The sequence below is a fragment of the Streptomyces sioyaensis genome, from assembly GCF_004122735.1.
GTDB lineage: Bacteria > Actinomycetota > Actinomycetes > Streptomycetales > Streptomycetaceae > Streptomyces > Streptomyces sioyaensis.
In genome coordinates, this window is record NZ_SDIF01000031.1 from 1 (window position 1) to 19134 (window position 19134).

Sequence of the window (19134 nt, forward strand, 5' to 3'; positions counted from 1 at the left end):
CGCCCGCCCACCCCGACCAGCAGCAAGAGGAGGGACATGTCCCGCACGTCCGCACCCCGTTCCCGTGTGGTGGTCATCGGTGCCGGCATCGTCGGCGCCTCTCTCGCCGACGAGCTGACCGCCCGCGGCTGGAGTGATGTCACCGTCCTCGAACAGGGCCCGCTCCCGGCCCCCGGCGGCTCCACCTCGCACGCGCCCGGCCTGGTCTTCCAGACCGGCCCGTCCAAGACCATGACCGAGTTCGCCGCCTACACCGTGCGGAAGTTCGGCTCCCTCGACGTCGACGGGCTGCCCTGCTTCCACCCCGTCGGCGGACTGGAGGTCGCCACCACCGAGGCCCGCTGGGCCGATCTGCACCGCAAGGCCGGACTCGCCGCCTCCTGGGGCGTACGCGGTGAACTCCTCACCCCGCACCAGTGCAAGCAGCTGTGGCCGATGCTGGACGAGACCCGGCTGCACGGCGGCTTCCACACCCCCGACGACGGCCTGGCCCGGGCAGTGCTCGCCTGCCGCGCCCAGATCGACCGGGCCACCCGGCGCGGCGCACGCTTCCTGGAGCGGCACACCGTCACCGGCATCGAGCGGGCGGACGGCCGGGTCACCGGCGTGGTCACCGACCGGGGCACCTTCCCCGCCGACCACGTCGTCTCGGCCGCCGGTTTCTGGGGCCCGGTGATCGGCGCGATGGCCGGGGTGGACGTCCCGCTCCTCCCGCTGGCGCACCAGTACGCCACCACCGCACCACTGCCCGAGCTCACCGGCGTCAACGACCCGCGGACCGAGGCGAGCAAGCCGATCCTGCGCTTCCAGGACCGTGATCTCTACTTCCGCGAGCACACCGACCGGCTGGGCATCGGCTCCTACGCCCACCGCCCGATGCCCGTCGACCCCTTCACCGTCCCCGCCTACGACGACGCCCCCACCATGCCGTCGTCGCTGCCCTTCACACCGGACGACTTCGCCCCGAGCTGGCAGGACAGCATCGGGCTGCTGCCCGCGCTGGCGGACTCCCGGGTGGCCGAGGGCTTCAACGGCGTCTTCTCCTTCACCCCCGACGGCATGCCGGTTCTCGGCGAATCCCGCGAACTGCGCGGATTCTGGCTCGCCGAGGCGGTCTGGGTCACCCACTCCGCGGGCGTCGCCAAGGCCGTCGCCGAGTGGATGACCGACGGGCGGCCCGCGATCGACATCCACGAGTGCGACCTCTACCGGTTCGAGGACGCCCAGCGCTCGCCCGCCTACCTCGCCGACCGCGGGGCGCAGAGCTTCATCGAGGTCTATGACGTCATCCATCCGCTGCAACCCATGGACCAGCCGCGCCCCCTGCGCACCAGCCCCTTCTTCCCCCGGCAGCAGGAACTCGGCGCGTACTTCCTGGAGGGCGGCGGCTGGGAACGCCCGCACTGGTACGAGGCCAACGCCCCGCTCGCCGAGGGGCTCGAACTCCCCGAGCGCGACGCCTGGTCGGCACGCTACTGGTCGCCGATCGCCGCCGCGGAAGCCAAGGCGACCCGCGAAAAGGTGGCCCTGTACGACATGACCCCGCTGCGCCGGCTGGAGGTCACCGGACCCGGCGCCCTCGCCTTCCTCCAGCACATGACCAGCAACAACCTTGCGAAGAAGCCGGGCGCGGTCACCTACACCCTGCTCCTGGACGAGGCCGGCGGCATCCGCTCCGACCTCACCGTCGCCCGGCTCGCCCCGGACCGCTTCCAGGTCGGCGCCAACAGCGGAGCCGACCTCGACTGGCTGCTGCGGCACGCCCCCGACGGGGGCGTCCAGGTCCGCGACATCACCTCCGGCACCTGCTGTATCGGCGTCTGGGGACCGCTGGCCCGCGACCTCGTCCAGCCGCTCACCCGCGACGACTTCTCCCACCAGGCCTTCGGCTACTTCAAGGCCCGGCACACCCACCTCGGCCACGTCCCGGTCACCGCGATGCGGCTCAGCTACGTCGGCGAGCTCGGATGGGAGCTGTACACCACCGCCGACCTGGGGCTCCGCCTGTGGGACACGCTCTGGGAGGCCGGGCAGGAGCACGGGGTGATCGCCGCCGGGCGCAGCGCCTTCAACAGCCTCCGCCTGGAGAAGGGGTACCGCGCCTGGGGCCATGACATGACCACCGAACACACCCCGTACGAGGCCGGCGTCGGCTTCGCGGTCCGCCCCGCCAAGGGCGACTTCGTCGGACGGGCCGCGCTGGAGGGCAGGAGCGAGGACACGGCAGCGCGCAAGCTCAGCGCGCTCACCCTCGACGACCCCTCGGCCGTCGTGCTGGGCAAGGAACCGGTCTACGTCGACGGAGTGCCGGCCGGCTACGTCACCTCCGCCGCCTACGGCTACACGCTCGGCCGCGCGATCGCGTACGCCTGGCTGCCGGCCCGTGCGTCGGTCCCCGGCACCCCCGTCCATATCGAGTACTTCGGTGAGAAGATCCCGGCCACCGTCGCCCAGGAGCCGCTCTTCGACCCGCAGATGGAGCGCATCCGCAGGTAGGAACGGCCGGTGCGGCGAGCCGCCCGCACTCCCCGTACGCAGCACCGCACCCCGTACGCAGAAGGAGCAACCGCATGGCTCCCACCTACGACGTCATCGTCCTCGGCCTCGGTGGCATGGGCAGCGCCGCCGCCCACCATCTCGCCGCCCGCGGCGCCCGGGTCCTGGGCCTGGAGAAGTTCGGCCCGGTGCACAATCGAGGCTCCAGCCACGGTGGTTCCCGTGTCACCCGGCAGTCCTACTTCGAGGACCCCGCCTATGTACCGCTGCTGCTGCGCTCGTACGAGCTGTACGAGAAGCTGGAGCGGGACACCGGCCGGGAGATCGCCACCCTCTGCGGCGGGGTGATGGTCGGCCGCCCCGACAGCCGTACGGTGCGCGGCAGCCTGGAGTCCGCCCGGCAGTGGGACCTGCCGCACGAGATGCTGGACGCCGGGGAGATCCGCCGCCGCTTCCCGACGCTCACCCCGGCCGACGACGAGGTGGCCCTGTACGAGGAGCGGGCGGGTCTGGTCCGGCCGGAGTACACCGTGGCCGCCCATGTCCAGCTCGCCGGCCAGGACGGCGCCGAGCTGCACTTCGAGGAGCCGGTCACCCGCTGGGAGGAGCTGCCCGGCGGCACCGGGGTCCGGGTCCACACCCCCGAAAACTCCTACACCGCGGGCCAGTTGGTGATCTGCCCGGGTGCCTGGGCGCCCCGGCTGCTCACCGACCTCGGCGTCCCGTTCACCATCGAACGGCAGGTCATGTACTGGTTCGCCCCCGAGGGCGGCACCGCGCCCTTCGTCGCGGACCGGCACCCGATCTACATCTGGGAGGACGACCGGGGCGTCCAGATCTACGGTTTCCCGTCGATCGACGGCCCCGGCGGCGGCGCCAAGGTCGCCTTCTTCCGCAAGGGCACCGTCTGCACCCCCGAGACCATCGAACGCACCGTGCACGACGACGAGGTACGGGCCATGGCCGCGCAGCTCGCCCCGCGGCTGCCCACCCTCCCCGGCCGCTTCCTCAAGGCCGCCACCTGCATGTACTCCAACACCCCCGATGAACACTTCGTGATCACCCGGCATCCCGCGCACCCGGAGACCGTGACCGTCGCCTGCGGATTCTCCGGCCACGGCTTCAAGTTCGTGCCCGTGGTCGGCGAGATCGTCGCCGATCTCGCGCTGACCGGTGCCACCGCGCATCCCATCGAGCTGTTCGACCCCCGCCGGCCCGTCGCCGCGGCCGTCTGAGGAGACCGGATATGACGACCACACCCACCCAGTCCGCGCCGGCCGCGGCCACCGCCCCCGCGACCACGCCCAGCCTGCTCGCCACCCTCGCCGGCCACCACTACACCGACCCGGAGATCTTCCGCCAGGAACAGGAGAAGATCTTCGAGCGCCTGTGGTTCTGCGCGGTCCGCAGCGCCGACCTGGACAAGCCCGGCGCCTTCCGCACGGTCCGGATCGGCCGGGAGAGCGTACTGATCACCCGCAACCGCTCCGGCGCACTGCGCGCCTTCCTCAACATCTGCCGGCACCGCGGCGCGCAGCTGTGCACCGAGGAGTCCGGCGAGGTCCGCCGCACCCTCCAGTGCCCCTACCACGCCTGGACCTACGACCTCGACGGCCGCCTGGTGGCCGCCCCAAACCTGCAGAAGATGCCGGACGTCGACCGCACCGAGCGCGGTCTGGTCACCGTCCCGCTGCGGGAGTGGCTCGGCTACGCCTGGGTGTGTCTGGCCGACGAACCCCCGTCCTTCGAGGACACCGTGATCGGTGCGGCCATCGAGCGGCTGGGGGACACCGCCTCCCTCGACCGCTACCGCACCGAAGGCCTCGCCCTCGGCAAGCGCGTCACCTATGACGTGCACGCCAACTGGAAGCTCATCATCGAGAACTTCATGGAGTGCTACCACTGCGCCACCATCCACCCCGAACTCACCGAGGTGCTCCCGGAGTTCGCCGACGGCTTCGCCGCCCAGTACTACGTGGGACACGGTGCGGCGTTCGCCGAGGAAGCCACCGGGTTCACCGTGGACGGCACCGAGGGCTTCGGCCGGCTCCCCGGCATCGAGGACACCCAGGACCGCCGGTACTACGCGATCACCGTCCGGCCGCAGGTCTTCGTCAACCTCGTCCCGGACCATGTCATCGTCCACCGGATGTTCCCGATGGCGCCCGACCGCACCGTCGTCGAATGCGACTGGCTGTATCTGCCCGAGGTCGTCGACTCCGGTGCCGATGTCTCCAAGTCCGTCGAGCTCTTCCACCGGGTCAACGCCCAGGACTTCGCCGCCTGCGAGCGCACCCAGCCGGCCATGAGCTCCCGTGCGTACCGCGCCGGCGGGGTGCTGGTGCCCAGCGAGCACCACATCGGCGCCTTCCACCGGTGGGTGACCGACTGTCTGGCGGGGGAGGGAGCCTGACCCGCGGCGGGTATCCCGCCTCGCTCCGGGCGGACCCGGGGCCGCCGCTCCCGCGGTGGCCCCTACCGTGCGGCCGCCGCCCGGCGCCAGGCCGCGGTGCGCAGCAGCCGCAGCCCGTTGAGGCCGACGAGGACGGTGGAGCCCTCATGGCCGAGGACGCCCAGGGGCAGCGGGAGTTCACCGGCCAGGTCCCACACCACCAGACCCGAGAGGAACACCGAGGCGAGGAACAGGTTCTGGACCACCAGTCGGCGGGCCTCCCGCGACAGCGCGATCACGGCCGGTACGGCGGCGAGTTCATCCCGGACCACCACCGCGTCCGCGGTGTCCACGGCGAGGTCGGAGCCCGCCCGGCCCATGGCGATCCCGGTGTGCGCGGCGGCCAGCGCCGGGGCGTCGTTCACCCCGTCGCCCACCACCAGCACCCGCCGCCCGGCCGCTTCCTCCGCGCGGACGGCGGCTGCCTTGTCCTGGGGCAGCAGCCCGGCACGTACGTCCGTGATGCCGACGGCCGCGGCGAGGCGGGCCGCGGCCCGCGGGTTGTCCCCGGTGAGCAGCGTCGGCGTCCGGCCGGTGAGCGTGTCGAGCCGGGCGACGGTGGCCGCCGCGTCCGGGCGTTGCCGGTCGGCGATGCCCAGCACCCCGGCCGGCACACCGTCGGCCAGCACGAGGACGGCGGTGTGCCCGGCCGCCTCCCACTCCGCGACCAGGGCGCGGGCCGCCGCCGCGGCCGGATGGCCGGCGGGCAGCAGCCGGGCCGGGGCGCCGACCGCGATCCGGGTGCCGTCGACGGTGGCCCGTACGCCGGTGCCGGGGGTGGCGGCGAACTCCTCGGCGGCCGGCAGGGACAGCCCGCGGGCGCGGGCGGCCGCCACGATCGCGCGGGCCAGCGGGTGTTCGCTGCCGTGTTCCGCCGCGGCCGCCACGGTCAGCAGGGTCTCCTCGGTCCACCCCGGGCCGGGCAGCGGCCGGACGGCGGTCAGGTGCGGGGTGCCCGCGGTCAGGGTTCCCGTCTTGTCCAGGGCGACGGCGTCCACCTGGCCGAGGCGTTCCATGACGACGGCCGACTTGACCAGCACACCGTGCCGCCCGGCGGTGGCGATGGCCGACAGCAGCGGCGGCATGGTCGCCAGCACCACCGCGCACGGTGAGGCGACGATCATGAAGGTCATGGCCCGCAGCAGGGCGCGCTCAAGATCCGCGCCACAGAGCAGCGGGACGCCGAACACCGCCAGGGTGAGGGCCACCATGCCGAGCGCATAGCGCTGTTCGACCTTCTCGATGAACAGCTGGGTGGGCGCCTTGGTCCCGGAGGCCTCGGCGACCATGGCCACGATCCGGGCGATGACGAAGGCGCCGGCGTCGCGCTCGACCTCGATCCGCAGGGCGCCCGTGCCGTTGCGGGTGCCGGCGAACACCTCGTCACCGCACTCCTTGAGCACCGGCAGCGGCTCACCGGTGATGGTGGCCTGGTCGACCTCGCTGGCGCCGTGCCGTACCCGGCCGTCCGCGCCGATCCGCTCGCCGGGGCGGACCAGGACGAGGTCGCCCACGACCAGGTCCGCGGTGGCCACCGTCTCCTCGCTGCCGTCGTCGGCCAGCCGGGTCGCGGTGCCCGGGGCGAGGTCGAGCAGACCGCGCACCGAGTCCTGGGTACGGGCAGTGGCCAGCGCCTCCAGGGCGCCGGAGCCGGCGAAGATGACGATCAGCAGCGCCCCGTCCCGCACCTGACCGATCGCGGCCGCACCGAGGGCGGCGACGACCATCAGCAGGTCGACGTCCAGGGTTTTCTCCCGCAGCGCCCGCAGCCCCGACCAGGCCGGCTCCCAGCCGCCCGTCACATAGGTGAGGACGTAGAGCGGTGCCCAGAATCCGGCCGGTGCGCCGGTGAGTTGCAGCGGCAGTGCGACCAGGAACGCGACGGTGGCCGCGGCCGCCCAGCGGGCCTCGGCCAGGGCGAGGACCCGGGTGCGCCGCGGGGCGCCGGGGCGGGCGGCGGGCGCCCGGAGCGGACGCTGGAGTACGGCAGCAGGCATGGCAGAACGACCCTTCACGGGCGGGGAACCGGCAGGGTCACCACCGTACCGGAACAAATGAAGAGGTCTTCATCTGTCGTCGTTAGGATGGCCCTATGGGCCACGGAATGGATGACCACCGCACCACCACCCGCGAAAGACTGGACGCGGTGGGAGCCGATGATGTCGCCGCGACCCTCCAGGCCCTGTCGACCCCCTCCCGGCTGCGCATCCTCGCCCGCCTCCAGGAGGGCCCCTGCGCGGTCGGCGATCTCGCCGCCGCGGTCGGGATGGAGCAGTCCGCCTGCTCCCACCAGCTCCGGCTGCTGCGCAATCTCGGCCTGGTCACCGGCGAACGCAACGGCCGCTCGATCGTCTACGCGCTCTACGACCACCACGTCGCCGAACTCCTCGACCAGGCGCTCTTCCACGTCGAGCATCTGCGGCTCGGCCTCCATGACGCTCCATCAGGAAGGGTGGACACCGCGGGTCGTTGACCAGCGCCCACCGTGTAGCCTTCGCATGCAGGCGATATGCGGTATCCCGTGGCGGGATGTCACGAGTGGGGAGAGCGGGCGATGCAGTCGGGGCGCGAGAAGGCCTACGCCTATCTCAAGGAGAGTGTGCTGACCGACCCGGCCATGCAGGACCGCTTCCTGTCCGAGCAGGAGATCGCGGACCGGATCGGCGTCTCCCGCACCCCGATCCGGGAAGCGCTGCTGCTGCTCGCCGCCGAGGATCTGGTGCGGCTGGTGCCCAAGCGCGGGGCGCACATCGCCCCGCTGTCCGGCCGTGAGATCGGCGAACTGATGGAGATGCGCGGTCTGATCGAGCGCTTCGCCGCACAGTGCACGACGGAGCGGGGCACCGCACCCGTCGAGGAGATGGCCGGCATCCTGGACCGGCAGGAAGCGCTGCGTGGCGAGGACGGCGCCAAGGAGTTCCTCGACGCCGACCACCGCTTCCACGCCACCCTCGTCGCCGCCGTCGGCAACACCCTGATGAGCCGTCAGCACGACGCGCTGCGCAGCCGTCAGATCAGGGCCGGCGTGACCGCCCACTACCGCCCCGGTCACCGCCACGACGAGGTGCTCGCCGAACACCGGAAGATCCTCGACGGGTTGGCGGCCGGGGACGCCGCGGCCGCCTGCGCGGCCATCGACAGCCACCTCCAGGCGACCCGGCGCAGCCTCCTGACCGCGTGACCGGGGCCGGGCGCTACAGCCGCCGGTTGTCCAGCACCGCCACGGCCCGCCGTACCCGGAGCGCCTCCTCGGCGTCCACCTCCCCGACGAGCAGGTCCGGCGCGGCGCCCAGTTGGGCGCGTACGGTCCCGTCGGGGCCGATCAGCGCGCTGTTCCCGACCCCGCTCGGCGTCTTGGTCGGCGCCTCCGGATCGGCCTCGGGGTCCGGGGCGGACTGATCGACGGCCGCGACCCAGACCGTCGCGTCCAGGGCGCGGGCCCGCACCAGCAGATCCCACTGGGCACGCTTGCCCGGCCCCGCGCCCCACGAGGCGGGCAGGACGGACACCGTCGCCCCGGCGTCCGCGTGCGCCCGGAACAGCTCGGGAAAGCGCAGGTCGTAACACGTCGCCAGCCCCACCCGGACCCCGTCGACGTCGATGGTCACGACCCGGCTGCCCGCCGCGACCGTGTCGGACTCCCGGAAGCCGAACGCGTCATACAGATGGATCTTGTCGTAGGACTCCTCGACCCCGGGCCCGGTCGCCAGCAGGGTGTTCGCGACCCGCCCGTCGGCAGCAGGGGTGAACATGCCCGCGATCACCGTCACCCCCGTTTCCCGGGCCACTGCCCGCACCCCCTCCGCCCATGGCCCGTCCAGCGGCTCGGCCACCGCTCCGAGCGAAGCCCCGAACCGCACCATGGCCGCCTCGGGAAGGACCGCCAGCCGGGCCCCCTCGCGCGCCGCATGGCGGACGTGGTCCTGCACCTCCGCCAGGTTCTGCTTCGGATCGGTCGATGCCGTCATCTGGCACAACGCGATACGCATCCGGCTCTCTCTTCCCTCGTGCCGATCGGTTTCCTGGTGACCGGTCCGGAATCAGCCCCCGGACCCGGCCCGCCCCACGCGCCGGACGGACCCGGACGGGACACCCGCCACCCACGTGCCGGGACGCCCCACCCAGACCATCCTCTCTCTCGACAGCCCGGCACGGGCCGCCGGGCGCGCCCCCGAACAGCCCTGGTCACGCCAGGCCTGGTGGGAGGCGCCGTACGGACAGCGCGGGTGACCCGACGCGGTCGGACACGGCGGCCGCCCGCCCTTCCGGATCTGTAACGGTACTGACTCAAAGAGTGACTCTGACGTTTTCTCAGGTGCCTTTGTGGTGCACTTTTCGGACGTGAGGCCGTCTCATGTACGGGGGGAGCAATGACGCATTCGACAGCCTGCGCCGACTGCGGTCAGGGCCTGGTCTCGGGGGCCGCATTCTGCGCCCACTGCGGCGCAGCCCTGGAAGCCCGCGATGCGGCCGTGACGATTTCGCTGCCGTCCGACTCCTTGTCGACCGCACCGACCGTGTCCATGGAGCCGCTCACCGGAAGCGTCGCCCGGCGTCCCACGGCCGTGCCGCGCTGGGGCAACGGCGTGGACGTGACCAGGTACATCTGCGCGGCCGCCTATCTGGACCGGGAGTACGCCAAGTCGCTCATCAAACAGCTCGCGGCCGAACCCCATCTGGGGGTGGTGGCCGCCCCGGCGTGCGACGTTCCGGTGGCCCTCCGGCACGCCTACCTCGCCAATACGCGCCGCCACGGCCGGGACCTCGTCCTCACCGTCCTGCTCCTGCTGGCGCTCGTCTTCACCTTCTGGGCCGGCGACATGGGAATCACCCTGCTGGTGTTGTTCCTTTCCTGGGTGACCCTGTTCTCCTTCGAGCTCTCGACCAAGTACGGCCGCCATCTGCAAAGCCTGCGCCCGGACCGGTTCGACCCCGCGGCCGCGCCCACGCCGCTCAATGACGACATCGCGACGCGCCTCCGCCAGATCGGCACCTACGCCGAGGGCAACGTCACGACCTACAGCGGCTATTCGCCGTTCATCGGATACGGCTTCGAACGCAACTCGTGGTCCCTGACCTTCGATGTCACCACGTCGAACGAGCCGGGGAGGAAGCCGGAGGGGTTCGACGTGGCGGATCTCTACGCCCACATCGCCGAGCGGGTCGGCACCCTGGCCCTGCCCTGTCTGGAGATCGAGGAGCGCCTCTTCGTCGACGGCTCGACCATCCTGGACGACCGGCGTTTCCTGCCCGACCCACTCGGCCGCCCCGTCGCCCGGGTGCCGAACGAACAACTGGACGCGCTGAAACGGACACCCGAGGAGGGGGCGCGCCCCTACTTGGCCGTGCACTCCACCGGCTGGGGCGGCGAGGTGGTCACCTCACTCTTCCTGCGCTTCGTCCGCTCGGACTCCAACCTCTTCGTGGAGGCGGTCCCGACGGTGTTGTACCCCCTGCTCGACCGCTACCGGGTCATCGACACCCTCATGCCCCGCCCGCCCGTGCGCGAGGTCCTCAACCTCCTGTCCGAGACACTGGCCAGCACCGTGTTCGTGCTGCTGGCCGCACCCGCGCGGGCGGTCGCGGGATTCTCCCCCGACTACGGGATGTCCCGGCGCAGACGCCGGCAGAACAAGCTGATCACCCGGCTGCGCAGATTCGACTACGGGGCGCGGCTGAGCGTGCGCCGGCACGCCGCGTCCGCGGGGCACCACCGCCACTTCCAGAATGCCGACAGCGGCATGGTCCTGAAGACGGTCGAAAAGCGGGTCCTGGACGCACTGGTCGAATTCGCCCTGGAGCGCGGCATCGACGTGGGTGAGCTGGTGCAGCGTCAGCAAATGATCATCAACAACGGGATCATCGCGTCCGGGGGAGCGCGGGTGGACTCCAGCTCGGTCGCCTCCGGCGAGAGGTCCCGTGTCTCCACGGTGCTGAACAAGATCCCGCTGGTCAACCTGGACTGAGAACCGGGACGGCTGAACTGAGAACTGAGCAGGCCGGGCTGAGAACCGCCAAGGCCGGGCTGAGAACCGAGAAGGCTGGACTGAGACCGAGAAGGGATGACGAATCGGAATGCAGAGGAACGACGGAATCATCGCGACCGGCGGCTCGAACGTCGTCGGCAACGCCGTCGCCAGCGGCCGGGATGCGCGCGCCGAGGCCCGGAACAGCGGGCCGACCCAGGCCGACGGCGGGCAGCAGCGCTCTCCCCAGGAGATCGGCGAGCTGCTCTCCCGGCTGATCGACGAGCTCGGCCGGTCCGACCACCCCGAGCGCGCCGACCTGATCGAGACCGCGAAGGATGCCCGCGAGGAAGTCACCTCGCCGACGCCGCGCAAGAGCAAGTTAAAGTTCATCGCCACGGGGCTCGTGGCCGCGGTGCCGGGGTTCACCGCTCTGGCCGCCCTGGCGAAGACGATCGAAGAGGCGGTCCGCGGGCTGTAGCCGGGCGCCACACGAAGGCCAGGATCCGAAGAACACGAGGAAACTCGGGGGGAGATGACCATGCCATCCTGCATCTACTGCGGCGCGCGCGGTGAGGACCCGGCCGCGACATCCTGCCCAAGTTGCGGAATGCCGTACGAGGGCGGTGCGCCTCAGGAAACGAGCCGGCCCGCCGGGGCCACCACCCGGTACGGCTACGTCCGCGTGGGGCCCACGGTCCTCCCGCAGTGGCTGCTGTGGGTGGTGGCGGCTCTGCTGGTGGTGGGCGGCGTGACGGCGTACCTTCTGCCCGGCTCGTCCACGGAGTCTGCGTATCCGGCGGGCGATACCGTCGCATCGACCGAACCGCCTTCGGAGCCCAACGTCACCACCGAGCCGCCGACCGACACGTACTCTCCCGCCGAGCCGGAGACCTGGCCGCCGACCGTCACTGACTCTCCCACCGTGGCGGAGACCTCGCCCTCTCCCGAGGACGCGAGCGCGGTCGTGAAGGAGTTCTATCAGGACATCAACGCCCGGGATTTCACGGCGGCTTGGGACCTCGGTGGCAAGAACATCGGCGGCTCCTCGTTCTCACGGTGGGTCGCGGGCTACAACACCACCGCGTACATCGTGCTCAGCGCGGTGAACGCCGAGGGCACCGGGAAGGTCCGCGCCGTTCTGAACGCGAAGCAGAACGACGGCTCGGTGAAGGTGTTCCACGGGACCTACACGGTGTCCGACGGCGCCATCGTCAGCGCCGACATCAGCGAGGACTGATCCTGCGCCCCCGGCGGCCTGCTCATCACTCGGCCGTCGGGGGGCGTCGGGGCATCCGCCTGTGGTGGTCGACTGTGGTCGATCTGTCGCCGCTTGAATGAGTGAGGTGACGGGGTCGTCACGCGTACTTGTGCAGATGTGCCTGCCAGGACGGCTCGCCGGCCAGGGCCGCTGCCGTAGCGGTGGGCAGACTGAGGTGAACCTCGCGGGAACCGTCCTTCTCCGGCGTCGGCATGATCTGCGCAGCCCAGGGAATCGGCACGTGCGGCAATTCGCAACGAAGGGGCGTCCCACTGCCGAAATCGAGGTCGTAGAAGGGCAGTTTGGCCCGATCGTTTACCTGGAGCAGGTTTGTGTAGGCTCGGTACAGCATCCGGGGCATCACCTTCCGCTCCCGGCCGGCCAAGCGCTGCTCGCGCAGGTAGGCAATTTCGTCGCGGGCGTTGGCGGCGGTGTTTTCTGACATGCTCTCCCGGATCAACCGCGCCGTCCTCCCCAGTGACCAGTTCTGTATTTCGCTGACCGGCAGGCGCAGTTCGGTGCATGTGATGGTGTTTCCCCAGTAGTTCTCAGGTATCTCCGTCAGGTATCTGCGGAAATCAACGAGGAGTCCGAGGCGTTCGACGGACCCGGCCGACCGGGCCCGGAGCCGGCCAAGGAGGAGCCACAGGTGCGCGGTGAGGGCGTCGCTGGTGGAGATCCAGCCGTAGGGCAGGTGGGCGGTAGCCGCTTGCTTCATTGCGTGGAGCTCCGAAGCGCCGAAACGGCAGGTCGTCGTCCTCAGCCGCTGAGCGGTCAGCGCCATGCGGCTCAGTACCGCGTACTTTTCCCGCCGGGAAGCCACCACGAAGCGGCTGTTGTGGTCCCGTTCTCGCGGTGCGGCACCGTCCGCGAGACCGTCGAGCAGCCAGCGGTCGTGGCAGGGCGTGCGGTACGGAACGCCGCGGTGTTCGGCGGCCCAGTCCAGCAGGAATTGCGTATAAGCCTGCCCGTCTGCCAGCACGTGTTTCATGTGCACACCCAGGACCGATCCGCCACCTGCCAGATGGGTGAGCTTCACCGCGAGCAAGGGAACCCCTTCCCCCACGAGTCGTACCACGGAGGCTTTCGGCAGGAATGTGTTCAGCGACGGCTTTCTGTTCCGGGGCAACGTGCAACTGGCCATGTCAATCGAGGAGTTCTCTTCCTCGAAGTGAACTCCGAAGTCATTGCACAGTACCTGCAGGACGCCGTTCGCATCCCTTTCTGCGCGACCGCTCAACAGCGGATAGGACGCCAGGACCCGCGCCAATGAGGACCGCAGTGCCACACCGTCCAGGGGCTCGCGGAAGAAGAAAGCTCGCCCGGTGGAGACCGCGCCCATGGTCGCATCCAGGACGCACAGCGGAATACGGAGGCCGGTTGCACTGCCCGACCGGACGAGTTCGATGTGCCGTCTCTTCATTCTCTTCCACCTTGCGCGTTGGTGTCGTGATGTGAACCTCTTGTTCTGTGGCGGGAAACTGCGGGGATGGTGGGGGAGTGGGAGTGTGGGTGAGTTGGGGGAGCGGGTTAAGTGGGCCGGTGGGCGCCGGAGCTGACGGATACTCGCGGCGCCGCGGCGACCGCGTCCGGAACGTGAACGCCTGGTCAGTCAGTCGACGCAGGGCACGCCGTCCCCGCCCAGTGTTTTCGGGTCACCCGCGCTGCCGTCACCCGAGCCCGGGCGGGGTGACGGGCCCGCGGGTGCTGCGCTTTGGCCGTGCGCGGACGGAGGCTGTGGCGAGGGGGCGGGACGCAGCAATTCCTGCACTTGCCGACGCACCGTCGCCGGGTCGACCACGTTCACGGATTCGCGACGGTACGTGCCGAAACCATTGATCTTCAGCGTATGGAAGGCCACATTGCCGCCCGCCAGATTCTTCATTTGGTCGGCTGCGTCCGTCAGGCTCCAGCCCTTGTCGATCACGATGTCGCGCTTGGCGGCTTCGAGCAGGGAGTAGGCGCGCCCTATCTTGTCGAGCGTGCCGCTGGCCTCCAGTTTGTGGACGGCGGACAGCAGGAAGGCCTGCTGCCGGCGGGTGCGGTCGAGATCCCCGCTGGGCAGATTGTGCCGCTGGCGCACGAAGGCCAGGGACTGCCGTGCGTTGAGCGTCTGGCGGCCCGCCGGGAAGTCGGCTCCGGAATTCTTGTCCTTGGTCGGGTGTTTGAGGCACACGTCCACACCGTTCAGCGCTCCGGCCAGATCGTAGAAACCGGCCAGATTGACTTCCGCGAAGTGATCGATGGGCACGCCCAGGAAGTTGCGCACGGTCTGGATCTCCGTACGCCGGCCGGCTTCCCTGCTTTTGCTTTCCAGTTCGGTGTGGTCCTTCACCCCCTGCGCCACGAGCCGGTCTTCCTCGCGCGCCTTGGCAAGGCCGTACGCTTCCTTGATCTTCTGCTTGCCGAAGCCCGGGACATCGACGAGATCGTCGCGCGGCACGGACAGTCCGGTGGCCCGGCTTCCGTCGGCGGGCAGGTGCAGCAAGATCAGGGTGTTGGTGTTGTAGCCGCCGACATTGCTGCTGGCGCCGGCGTGCAGCTGCTCCAGGATGTTCTTCGGCAGCGGATTGCCGTTGAGGTCCTTGCGGCTGTCCAGGCCCATGAGCAGGATGTTCTGGTCCCCGTGGGACGAGCCGGGGCCCTTGTCGCCCAGTGCGTCCGAGGTCCGCACCCCGTTGACCACCTGTGCGTAGACCCAGTACCCCACGGCGGCACCCGCAACAAGCAGGCAGGCAACCGTCACACCTATCAGCCGCGCCCACCGGACACGCCGCCCACCCGCGGCTGCCCTCGTACGCCTTCGCCGCCCTGCCATCACTCCTCCTCGCTCCGACCTCCGGGTGTGGACCGGAGATCTGCATGTGCACAGGAAGAGAAGGAATAGGGATCGGCAGTTCGGGCATTAGCTGTGAATTAGGGCAATTTCTCGTGTGTAAAGTTTTATGCCTATTTGGCCCTTGTGATCAGCGAATTCTTATAACTCCGTGCTCCTCGTCCAGCTCGGTGCTCCTGGTCCAGCTCGGAGCTCCTCGTCCTGGCCGGGGATCGGTGTCCCTGCCGGGGGCGCCGTGGCTCACGTGCTCGTGCCCTGCGCCGTAGCCGGGCCGCGGTGGGGGCTATCGGACGGCGTAGTCACCCAGGGCGGGTTCCAGTTGGTCGAAGACCTGGGCGGCTTCGGCGGTGAGGGTCGCGGTGATGTGGTCGTTGTCGTGCCCGGCGAGGGTGAGTTCCTGGATGCGGGAGAACAGCAGGCGGTGGGCGGCGGCGAGTTGGGCGGCCGCGGCACGCGGGGCGATGTCCTCGGGGGCGGCGCCGGTGGCGGCGGCGAGGGCGTCGGCCAGGGCTCGTTCCCGCTGGTCGTGCAGGTCGCGCAGTCGCGTGGTGAGGGTGGGACTGCCGGCGATCATGCGGGAGAAGTCGGGCCCGGCGAAGCCGGCCACGGCGTCGTGTTCCTGGACGGCGGAGCTGAAGGCGCCGCGCAGTGCGGCGAGGGCGGATTCGCCGGCGGCGCGGGTCTCGACGGTGTGGGCGAGGCTCGCGGTGAATGCCTCGTGGTGGTCGAGGGCGATGTCTTCCTTGCGTGCGAAGTAGTTGGTGACGGTCTTCTTGGCGACGCGAGCGGCGGTGGCGATCTCCGCGATCGTCGTCTCGTCGAACCCCTTCTGGAGGAAGAGGCGGGTCGCGCGGTCGGAGATCAGCTGCCTGGTCTCCTGCTTCTTGGCCTCGCGAAGACTCAGGGGCTCAGCACTCATGGGCCAAGCTTACATCCGACGTAAAAATCCTCTTGACGGCTGCATACTCCGCGCGTAAATAGATGTCCGACGTAAAAAAGTTGCCTGCTGGGCCCGGCACGGCAGGCGCCACCTGCCCTAACTGCCCTTTCCGCGGTACCGCATTGAGGAGAACCCATCAACATCACCGCCTCCACCGTCTCGCTGACCGTCGACGACGTGGTCGCCTCCCGCGACTTTCTGCTCACCCACTTCGGCTATACGCAGGTCGCGGCCGCGGACGGCTTCGCCTCGCTGACGCGCGACGACGCCGCGGTCGACATCGTCCTGCTGGCGCGCGGCATCGAGGTGCTGCCTCCGGAGCAGCGCGACCAACGGGCGTCCGGCCTGATCCTGGCCTTCACCGTCACCGGCATCGCCGACCACGAGGAGCGCCTCCGCAAGGCGGGCGCACCCATCACCATGCCCCTGCGCGAAGAGCCGTGGGGTGAGCGGCTGTTCCAGGTCACCGACCCCAACGGCATCGTGCTGCAACTCGTCGAGTGGGCCGAGGGGGCCTCGATGTGACCTCCGACGTTCCCCGCGGCCGGAGTCCCGGCAGCGGGGGCCGCGGCCGCCCGCTCGCGTGGTCCGGCGCTCCTTGAAGGCTGCGGCCGACGCCTAAAATGTGAAGGACAGGAGCGAAGGGGAGTACGGCCACCCATAGAAGGCGCTATGCCACCCAGCGGTATGGAGTCGAGCACACCACCGGTCGGCACGGTGCGCACCGGTGGGTCGTCGGAGCGTGACGATGCTCTGCTCGGCGCCGTGGGCAGAGCCGTCGAGGTGACCGGGGCGCATGCGGGCAGCGTGTTCCTGGTGTCGCGCGACCGTCGCTCGCTCGTGCTCAGCGCGGTGTCCGGGACGCCGCCCTCGCTGCTCGGTGGCTGGCAGCGGATCCCGGTGAACAGCGCCATCCCGGTGGCGGTGGCGTACCGCTCCGGGCGGACGGTCCATCTGGCCGGCGCCGACGAGACGATGCGGCGGTTTCCGCAGCTCGCCATGGCGCTGCCCTACGCGTTCGGATCCGCCTCCGTGCCGGTGAAAGCGGGCGATGCCGTCTTCGGGGCGATGGCCGTGGTGTGGGCTGCCGGACCGGAGCGGGAAGGGCTGTCGAAGGTGCAGCGACGACGGTTGCGCGCCACGGCAGATCGCCTCGGTGCGTCGCTCGCCGAGCTGCACGCACGCGGCGCACTGGGGGAGGGCGACACGGGGGCCGCCGCCCCGATGATGGCCCCGGCGCGACCGGCCCCCGCGGTACGGGTGGGTCTGTTCGACTGGGACCTCGACAACGGAACCCTCGTGGCGGACGACGAGCTCTGTGCGATCTTCGGGATCGCTCCCGCCGAGTTCGACGGGCGAGCGGCCACACTCGCCGCCAAGATCGACGACGCCGGCCTCCCCGGCCTTCGGTCCGCCGCCCGCACCGCGGTGGAGGAGGGCCACGTACTGGCCCATGCCCTGCATCTGCGGGACGGCGGTGAGCACCGCACCGTCGAACTGTGGGGCCGCGTACCGGACGCTCCCGACGGCCGGCAGGCGCGCCCCCACCTGGTGGGCGCCGTCCTCGACGCCGGCACCGGAATGGCCGCCGTGGAGGCGATCGAGCGGCTCGCGGACGGCTTCTTCGCACTCGCCCCGGACGGGCGTGTCACCTACGCCAACCACGGCCTTGAGCGCCTGCTGCGGGTCCGTCAGGACGAGCTGCTGGGCCGACGCCCCTGGGACGTGCTGCCGTGGCTGGCCGATCCCGCCTACGAGGACCGGTACCGGGCCACCATGGTCTCCCAGCAGCCCGTCTCCTTCCTCGCCCGCCGGCCACCCGACCAATGGCTGGTGTTCTCCCTCCACCCGGGCTCGCACGGCATGACGGGCTGGGCGGCCCGGGTCCGGGGGCCGCTGCCGGCCGGTGCCGAACCGGGCACACCGGTCGCGGAAGAAGCGGCGCTCGGCACGACGTCGCCCCGCACCCCTCGCCTGGGCACGCTCTACCGTGTGCTCCAGCTCGGCAGCGCACTGACCGAGGCGGTCACGTCCCACGAGGTGTGCGACGTGGTCGACGAGCAGCTCCTGCCCGCTCTCGGCGGCCAGCGGATGGCGCTGTACCTCGTGACCGAGGGCCGCTTGCACCTGCTCTCACAGCGCGGCTACCGCACAGGCTTTCTCGACCGGTTCGAGGGCTCGCCGCTCCGCGCCGGCCTGCCCGTGTCGGACGCGCTGATCTCCGGGGCTCCGCTGTTCATCGAGTCACGGCAGGAGTTCGCGCGGGCCTATCCCGGAATCCACGCGAGCGAGTCCGGTTCCTGGGCGTTCCTTCCGCTCATCGCCTCCAGCCGCCCCGTGGGCGCCTGCGTCCTCGGCTTCGACGAGGCCCGCCGCTTTCCGGGCGACGACCGCGATCTGCTGACGGCGCTGGGCGGGGTGATCGCCCATGCGCTGCAACGCGCCAGGCTCTACGACGCCGAATTCGCCGTCGCCCACGGTCTGCAGGACGCACTGCTCCCGCACCGGCTGCCCGCGCTGTCCGACGTCCGCGTCACCGGCCGGTATCTTCCGGGAACCCGCGGCATGGACATCGGCGGCGACTGGTACGACGTCATCCCCACCCGTGATGGTGTCGCGCTCATCGTCGGAGACGTCGAGGGGCACAACGTCGCCGCGGCAGCCGTCATGGGGCAACTGCGCAGTGCGGTACGGGCCTTCGCCAGCGCCGGCCAGCGGCCGGGCGACGTGATCTCCAGTACCAACCGGCTGCTCGTCGACCTGGACCCAGGGCCCCTCGCCAGCTGCTGCTACGTCCGCCTCGACCCCGGCTCGGGCGTCGCGCGGGTGGTCCTCGCGGGCCACTGTCCGCCGTTGCTGCGCCGGCCCGGCGGGCATACGGAGGCGCTGGATCTGCCGTGCGGTCCGCTGCTCGGCGTCACGGAAGCGGCCAACTACCCGGAATCCGACGTGCACTTCCTGCCCGGCTCGATCCTTGCGCTCTATACGGACGGGCTGGTGGAGCGACGCGGGTCGGACGTCGCCACGGGCATCGACCGGCTGCGGACCACGCTGGCCCATGCGCGCGCGGCTTCCCTGGAGGAGCTGGCCGACAGGCTTCTGAGGGATGCCCGTAGGTCCCCGAACCGTACGGACGACATCGCGCTGCTGCTCAGCGAGTACGCCCCCGCACCGGCCCACTGA

The 19134-nt window shown here is 70.7% G+C and carries 15 protein-coding genes; 10 read left to right on the forward strand and 5 right to left on the reverse strand.

Translation table 11 applies throughout. The annotated features are described in order from the left end of the window. Positions 1–36: 36 nt before the first annotated feature. The 3 genes from EST54_RS13720 to EST54_RS13730 all read left to right on the forward strand — a co-directional run bounded on the left by EST54_RS13720 (position 37) and on the right by EST54_RS13730 (position 4909). Entirely contained in the window at positions 37–2496 is a 2460-nt protein-coding gene (locus EST54_RS13720; protein WP_129247881.1) for a GcvT family protein, read from the forward strand. Positions 2497–2570: 74 nt separating this feature from the next. Then, positions 2571–3731, forward strand: a complete 1161-nt coding sequence (gene solA / locus EST54_RS13725) for an N-methyl-L-tryptophan oxidase (protein ID WP_129247882.1) — start codon at positions 2571–2573, stop codon at positions 3729–3731. Between the two features lie 11 nt (positions 3732–3742). Then, complete coding sequence (locus EST54_RS13730; protein ID WP_129247883.1) at positions 3743–4909, forward strand: aromatic ring-hydroxylating oxygenase subunit alpha; 1167 nt, start codon at positions 3743–3745, stop codon at positions 4907–4909. 62 nt (positions 4910–4971) lie between these two features. On the opposite strand, the gene EST54_RS13735 is transcribed toward EST54_RS13730, so the two are convergent. After that, a complete protein-coding gene (locus EST54_RS13735; RefSeq protein WP_129247884.1) occupies positions 4972–6945 on the reverse strand; it encodes a heavy metal translocating P-type ATPase in 1974 nt (657 codons plus the stop codon). A gap of 95 nt (positions 6946–7040) precedes the next feature. Between EST54_RS13735 and EST54_RS13740 the strand changes: the two genes are divergently transcribed. Both EST54_RS13740 and EST54_RS13745 read left to right on the forward strand, forming a co-directional pair. Beyond that, positions 7041–7421: an ArsR/SmtB family transcription factor gene (locus EST54_RS13740; RefSeq protein ID WP_129247885.1), complete on the forward strand. Its 381-nt coding sequence runs from the start codon at positions 7041–7043 to the stop codon at positions 7419–7421. Positions 7422–7502: 81 nt separating this feature from the next. After that, on the forward strand, positions 7503–8129 hold the full coding sequence (locus tag EST54_RS13745; RefSeq protein WP_129247886.1) for a GntR family transcriptional regulator: 627 nt from the start codon (positions 7503–7505) through the stop codon (positions 8127–8129). A gap of 13 nt (positions 8130–8142) precedes the next feature. Here the strand turns inward: EST54_RS13745 and EST54_RS13750 are convergent, their stop codons facing one another. After that, the gene (locus tag EST54_RS13750) at positions 8143–8937 is read right to left on the reverse strand and encodes a carbon-nitrogen hydrolase family protein (protein WP_129247887.1); all 795 of its coding nucleotides are present in this window, start codon (positions 8935–8937) and stop codon (positions 8143–8145) included. Positions 8938–9318: 381 nt separating this feature from the next. Between EST54_RS13750 and EST54_RS13755 the strand changes: the two genes are divergently transcribed. The 3 genes from EST54_RS13755 (at position 9319) to EST54_RS13765 (ending at position 12154) form a co-directional block, all read left to right on the forward strand. After that, positions 9319–10914 carry a zinc ribbon domain-containing protein gene (locus EST54_RS13755; RefSeq protein ID WP_239012559.1) on the forward strand — a complete coding sequence of 532 codons (1596 nt, stop codon included), beginning with the start codon at positions 9319–9321 and terminating at the stop codon, positions 10912–10914. Positions 10915–11023: 109 nt separating this feature from the next. Continuing rightward, the gene (locus EST54_RS13760; RefSeq protein ID WP_129247888.1) at positions 11024–11395 is read left to right on the forward strand and encodes a hypothetical protein; all 372 of its coding nucleotides are present in this window, start codon (positions 11024–11026) and stop codon (positions 11393–11395) included. Between the two features lie 54 nt (positions 11396–11449). Continuing rightward, a complete protein-coding gene (locus EST54_RS13765; RefSeq protein WP_239012560.1) occupies positions 11450–12154 on the forward strand; it encodes a hypothetical protein in 705 nt (234 codons plus the stop codon). A gap of 118 nt (positions 12155–12272) precedes the next feature. Here the strand turns inward: EST54_RS13765 and EST54_RS13770 are convergent, their stop codons facing one another. From EST54_RS13770 to EST54_RS13780, 3 genes are all read right to left on the reverse strand, one after another. Next, positions 12273–13598, reverse strand: coding sequence for an acyltransferase (locus tag EST54_RS13770; protein ID WP_129247889.1), 1326 nt, complete (start codon positions 13596–13598; stop codon positions 12273–12275). A gap of 189 nt (positions 13599–13787) precedes the next feature. Beyond that, positions 13788–14921, reverse strand: coding sequence for an LCP family protein (locus tag EST54_RS13775; RefSeq protein ID WP_129247890.1), 1134 nt, complete (start codon positions 14919–14921; stop codon positions 13788–13790). A 373-nt stretch (positions 14922–15294) separates the two neighbouring features. Then, positions 15295–15930 carry a TetR/AcrR family transcriptional regulator gene (locus EST54_RS13780; protein ID WP_129247891.1) on the reverse strand — a complete coding sequence of 212 codons (636 nt, stop codon included), beginning with the start codon at positions 15928–15930 and terminating at the stop codon, positions 15295–15297. Between the two features lie 156 nt (positions 15931–16086). Here EST54_RS13780 and EST54_RS13785 point away from each other — a divergent pair, with 156 nt between their 5' ends. Together EST54_RS13785 and EST54_RS13790 are read left to right on the forward strand one after the other, a co-directional pair. Next, positions 16087–16476: a VOC family protein gene (locus tag EST54_RS13785; protein ID WP_129247892.1), complete on the forward strand. Its 390-nt coding sequence runs from the start codon at positions 16087–16089 to the stop codon at positions 16474–16476. Positions 16477–16623: 147 nt separating this feature from the next. After that, positions 16624–19134 carry a SpoIIE family protein phosphatase gene (locus EST54_RS13790; RefSeq protein WP_129247893.1) on the forward strand — a complete coding sequence of 837 codons (2511 nt, stop codon included), beginning with the start codon at positions 16624–16626 and terminating at the stop codon, positions 19132–19134.

Coding starts and splice junctions, on each gene's coding strand:
- EST54_RS13730 (WP_129247883.1), top strand. CDS start 3,743: ATGACGACCACACCCACCCAGTCCGCGCCGGCCGCGGCCACCGCCCCC.
- EST54_RS13770 (WP_129247889.1), bottom strand. CDS start 13,598: ATGAAGAGACGGCACATCGAACTCGTCCGGTCGGGCAGTGCAACCGGC.
- EST54_RS13790 (WP_129247893.1), top strand. CDS start 16,624: ATGCCACCCAGCGGTATGGAGTCGAGCACACCACCGGTCGGCACGGTG.
- EST54_RS13755 (WP_239012559.1), top strand. CDS start 9,319: ATGACGCATTCGACAGCCTGCGCCGACTGCGGTCAGGGCCTGGTCTCG.
- solA (WP_129247882.1), top strand. CDS start 2,571: ATGGCTCCCACCTACGACGTCATCGTCCTCGGCCTCGGTGGCATGGGC.
- EST54_RS13780 (WP_129247891.1), bottom strand. CDS start 15,930: ATGAGTGCTGAGCCCCTGAGTCTTCGCGAGGCCAAGAAGCAGGAGACC.
- EST54_RS13750 (WP_129247887.1), bottom strand. CDS start 8,937: ATGCGTATCGCGTTGTGCCAGATGACGGCATCGACCGATCCGAAGCAG.
- EST54_RS13720 (WP_129247881.1), top strand. CDS start 37: ATGTCCCGCACGTCCGCACCCCGTTCCCGTGTGGTGGTCATCGGTGCC.
- EST54_RS13745 (WP_129247886.1), top strand. CDS start 7,503: ATGCAGTCGGGGCGCGAGAAGGCCTACGCCTATCTCAAGGAGAGTGTG.
- EST54_RS13760 (WP_129247888.1), top strand. CDS start 11,024: ATGCAGAGGAACGACGGAATCATCGCGACCGGCGGCTCGAACGTCGTC.
- EST54_RS13735 (WP_129247884.1), bottom strand. CDS start 6,945: ATGCCTGCTGCCGTACTCCAGCGTCCGCTCCGGGCGCCCGCCGCCCGC.
- EST54_RS13765 (WP_239012560.1), top strand. CDS start 11,450: ATGACCATGCCATCCTGCATCTACTGCGGCGCGCGCGGTGAGGACCCG.
- EST54_RS13740 (WP_129247885.1), top strand. CDS start 7,041: ATGGGCCACGGAATGGATGACCACCGCACCACCACCCGCGAAAGACTG.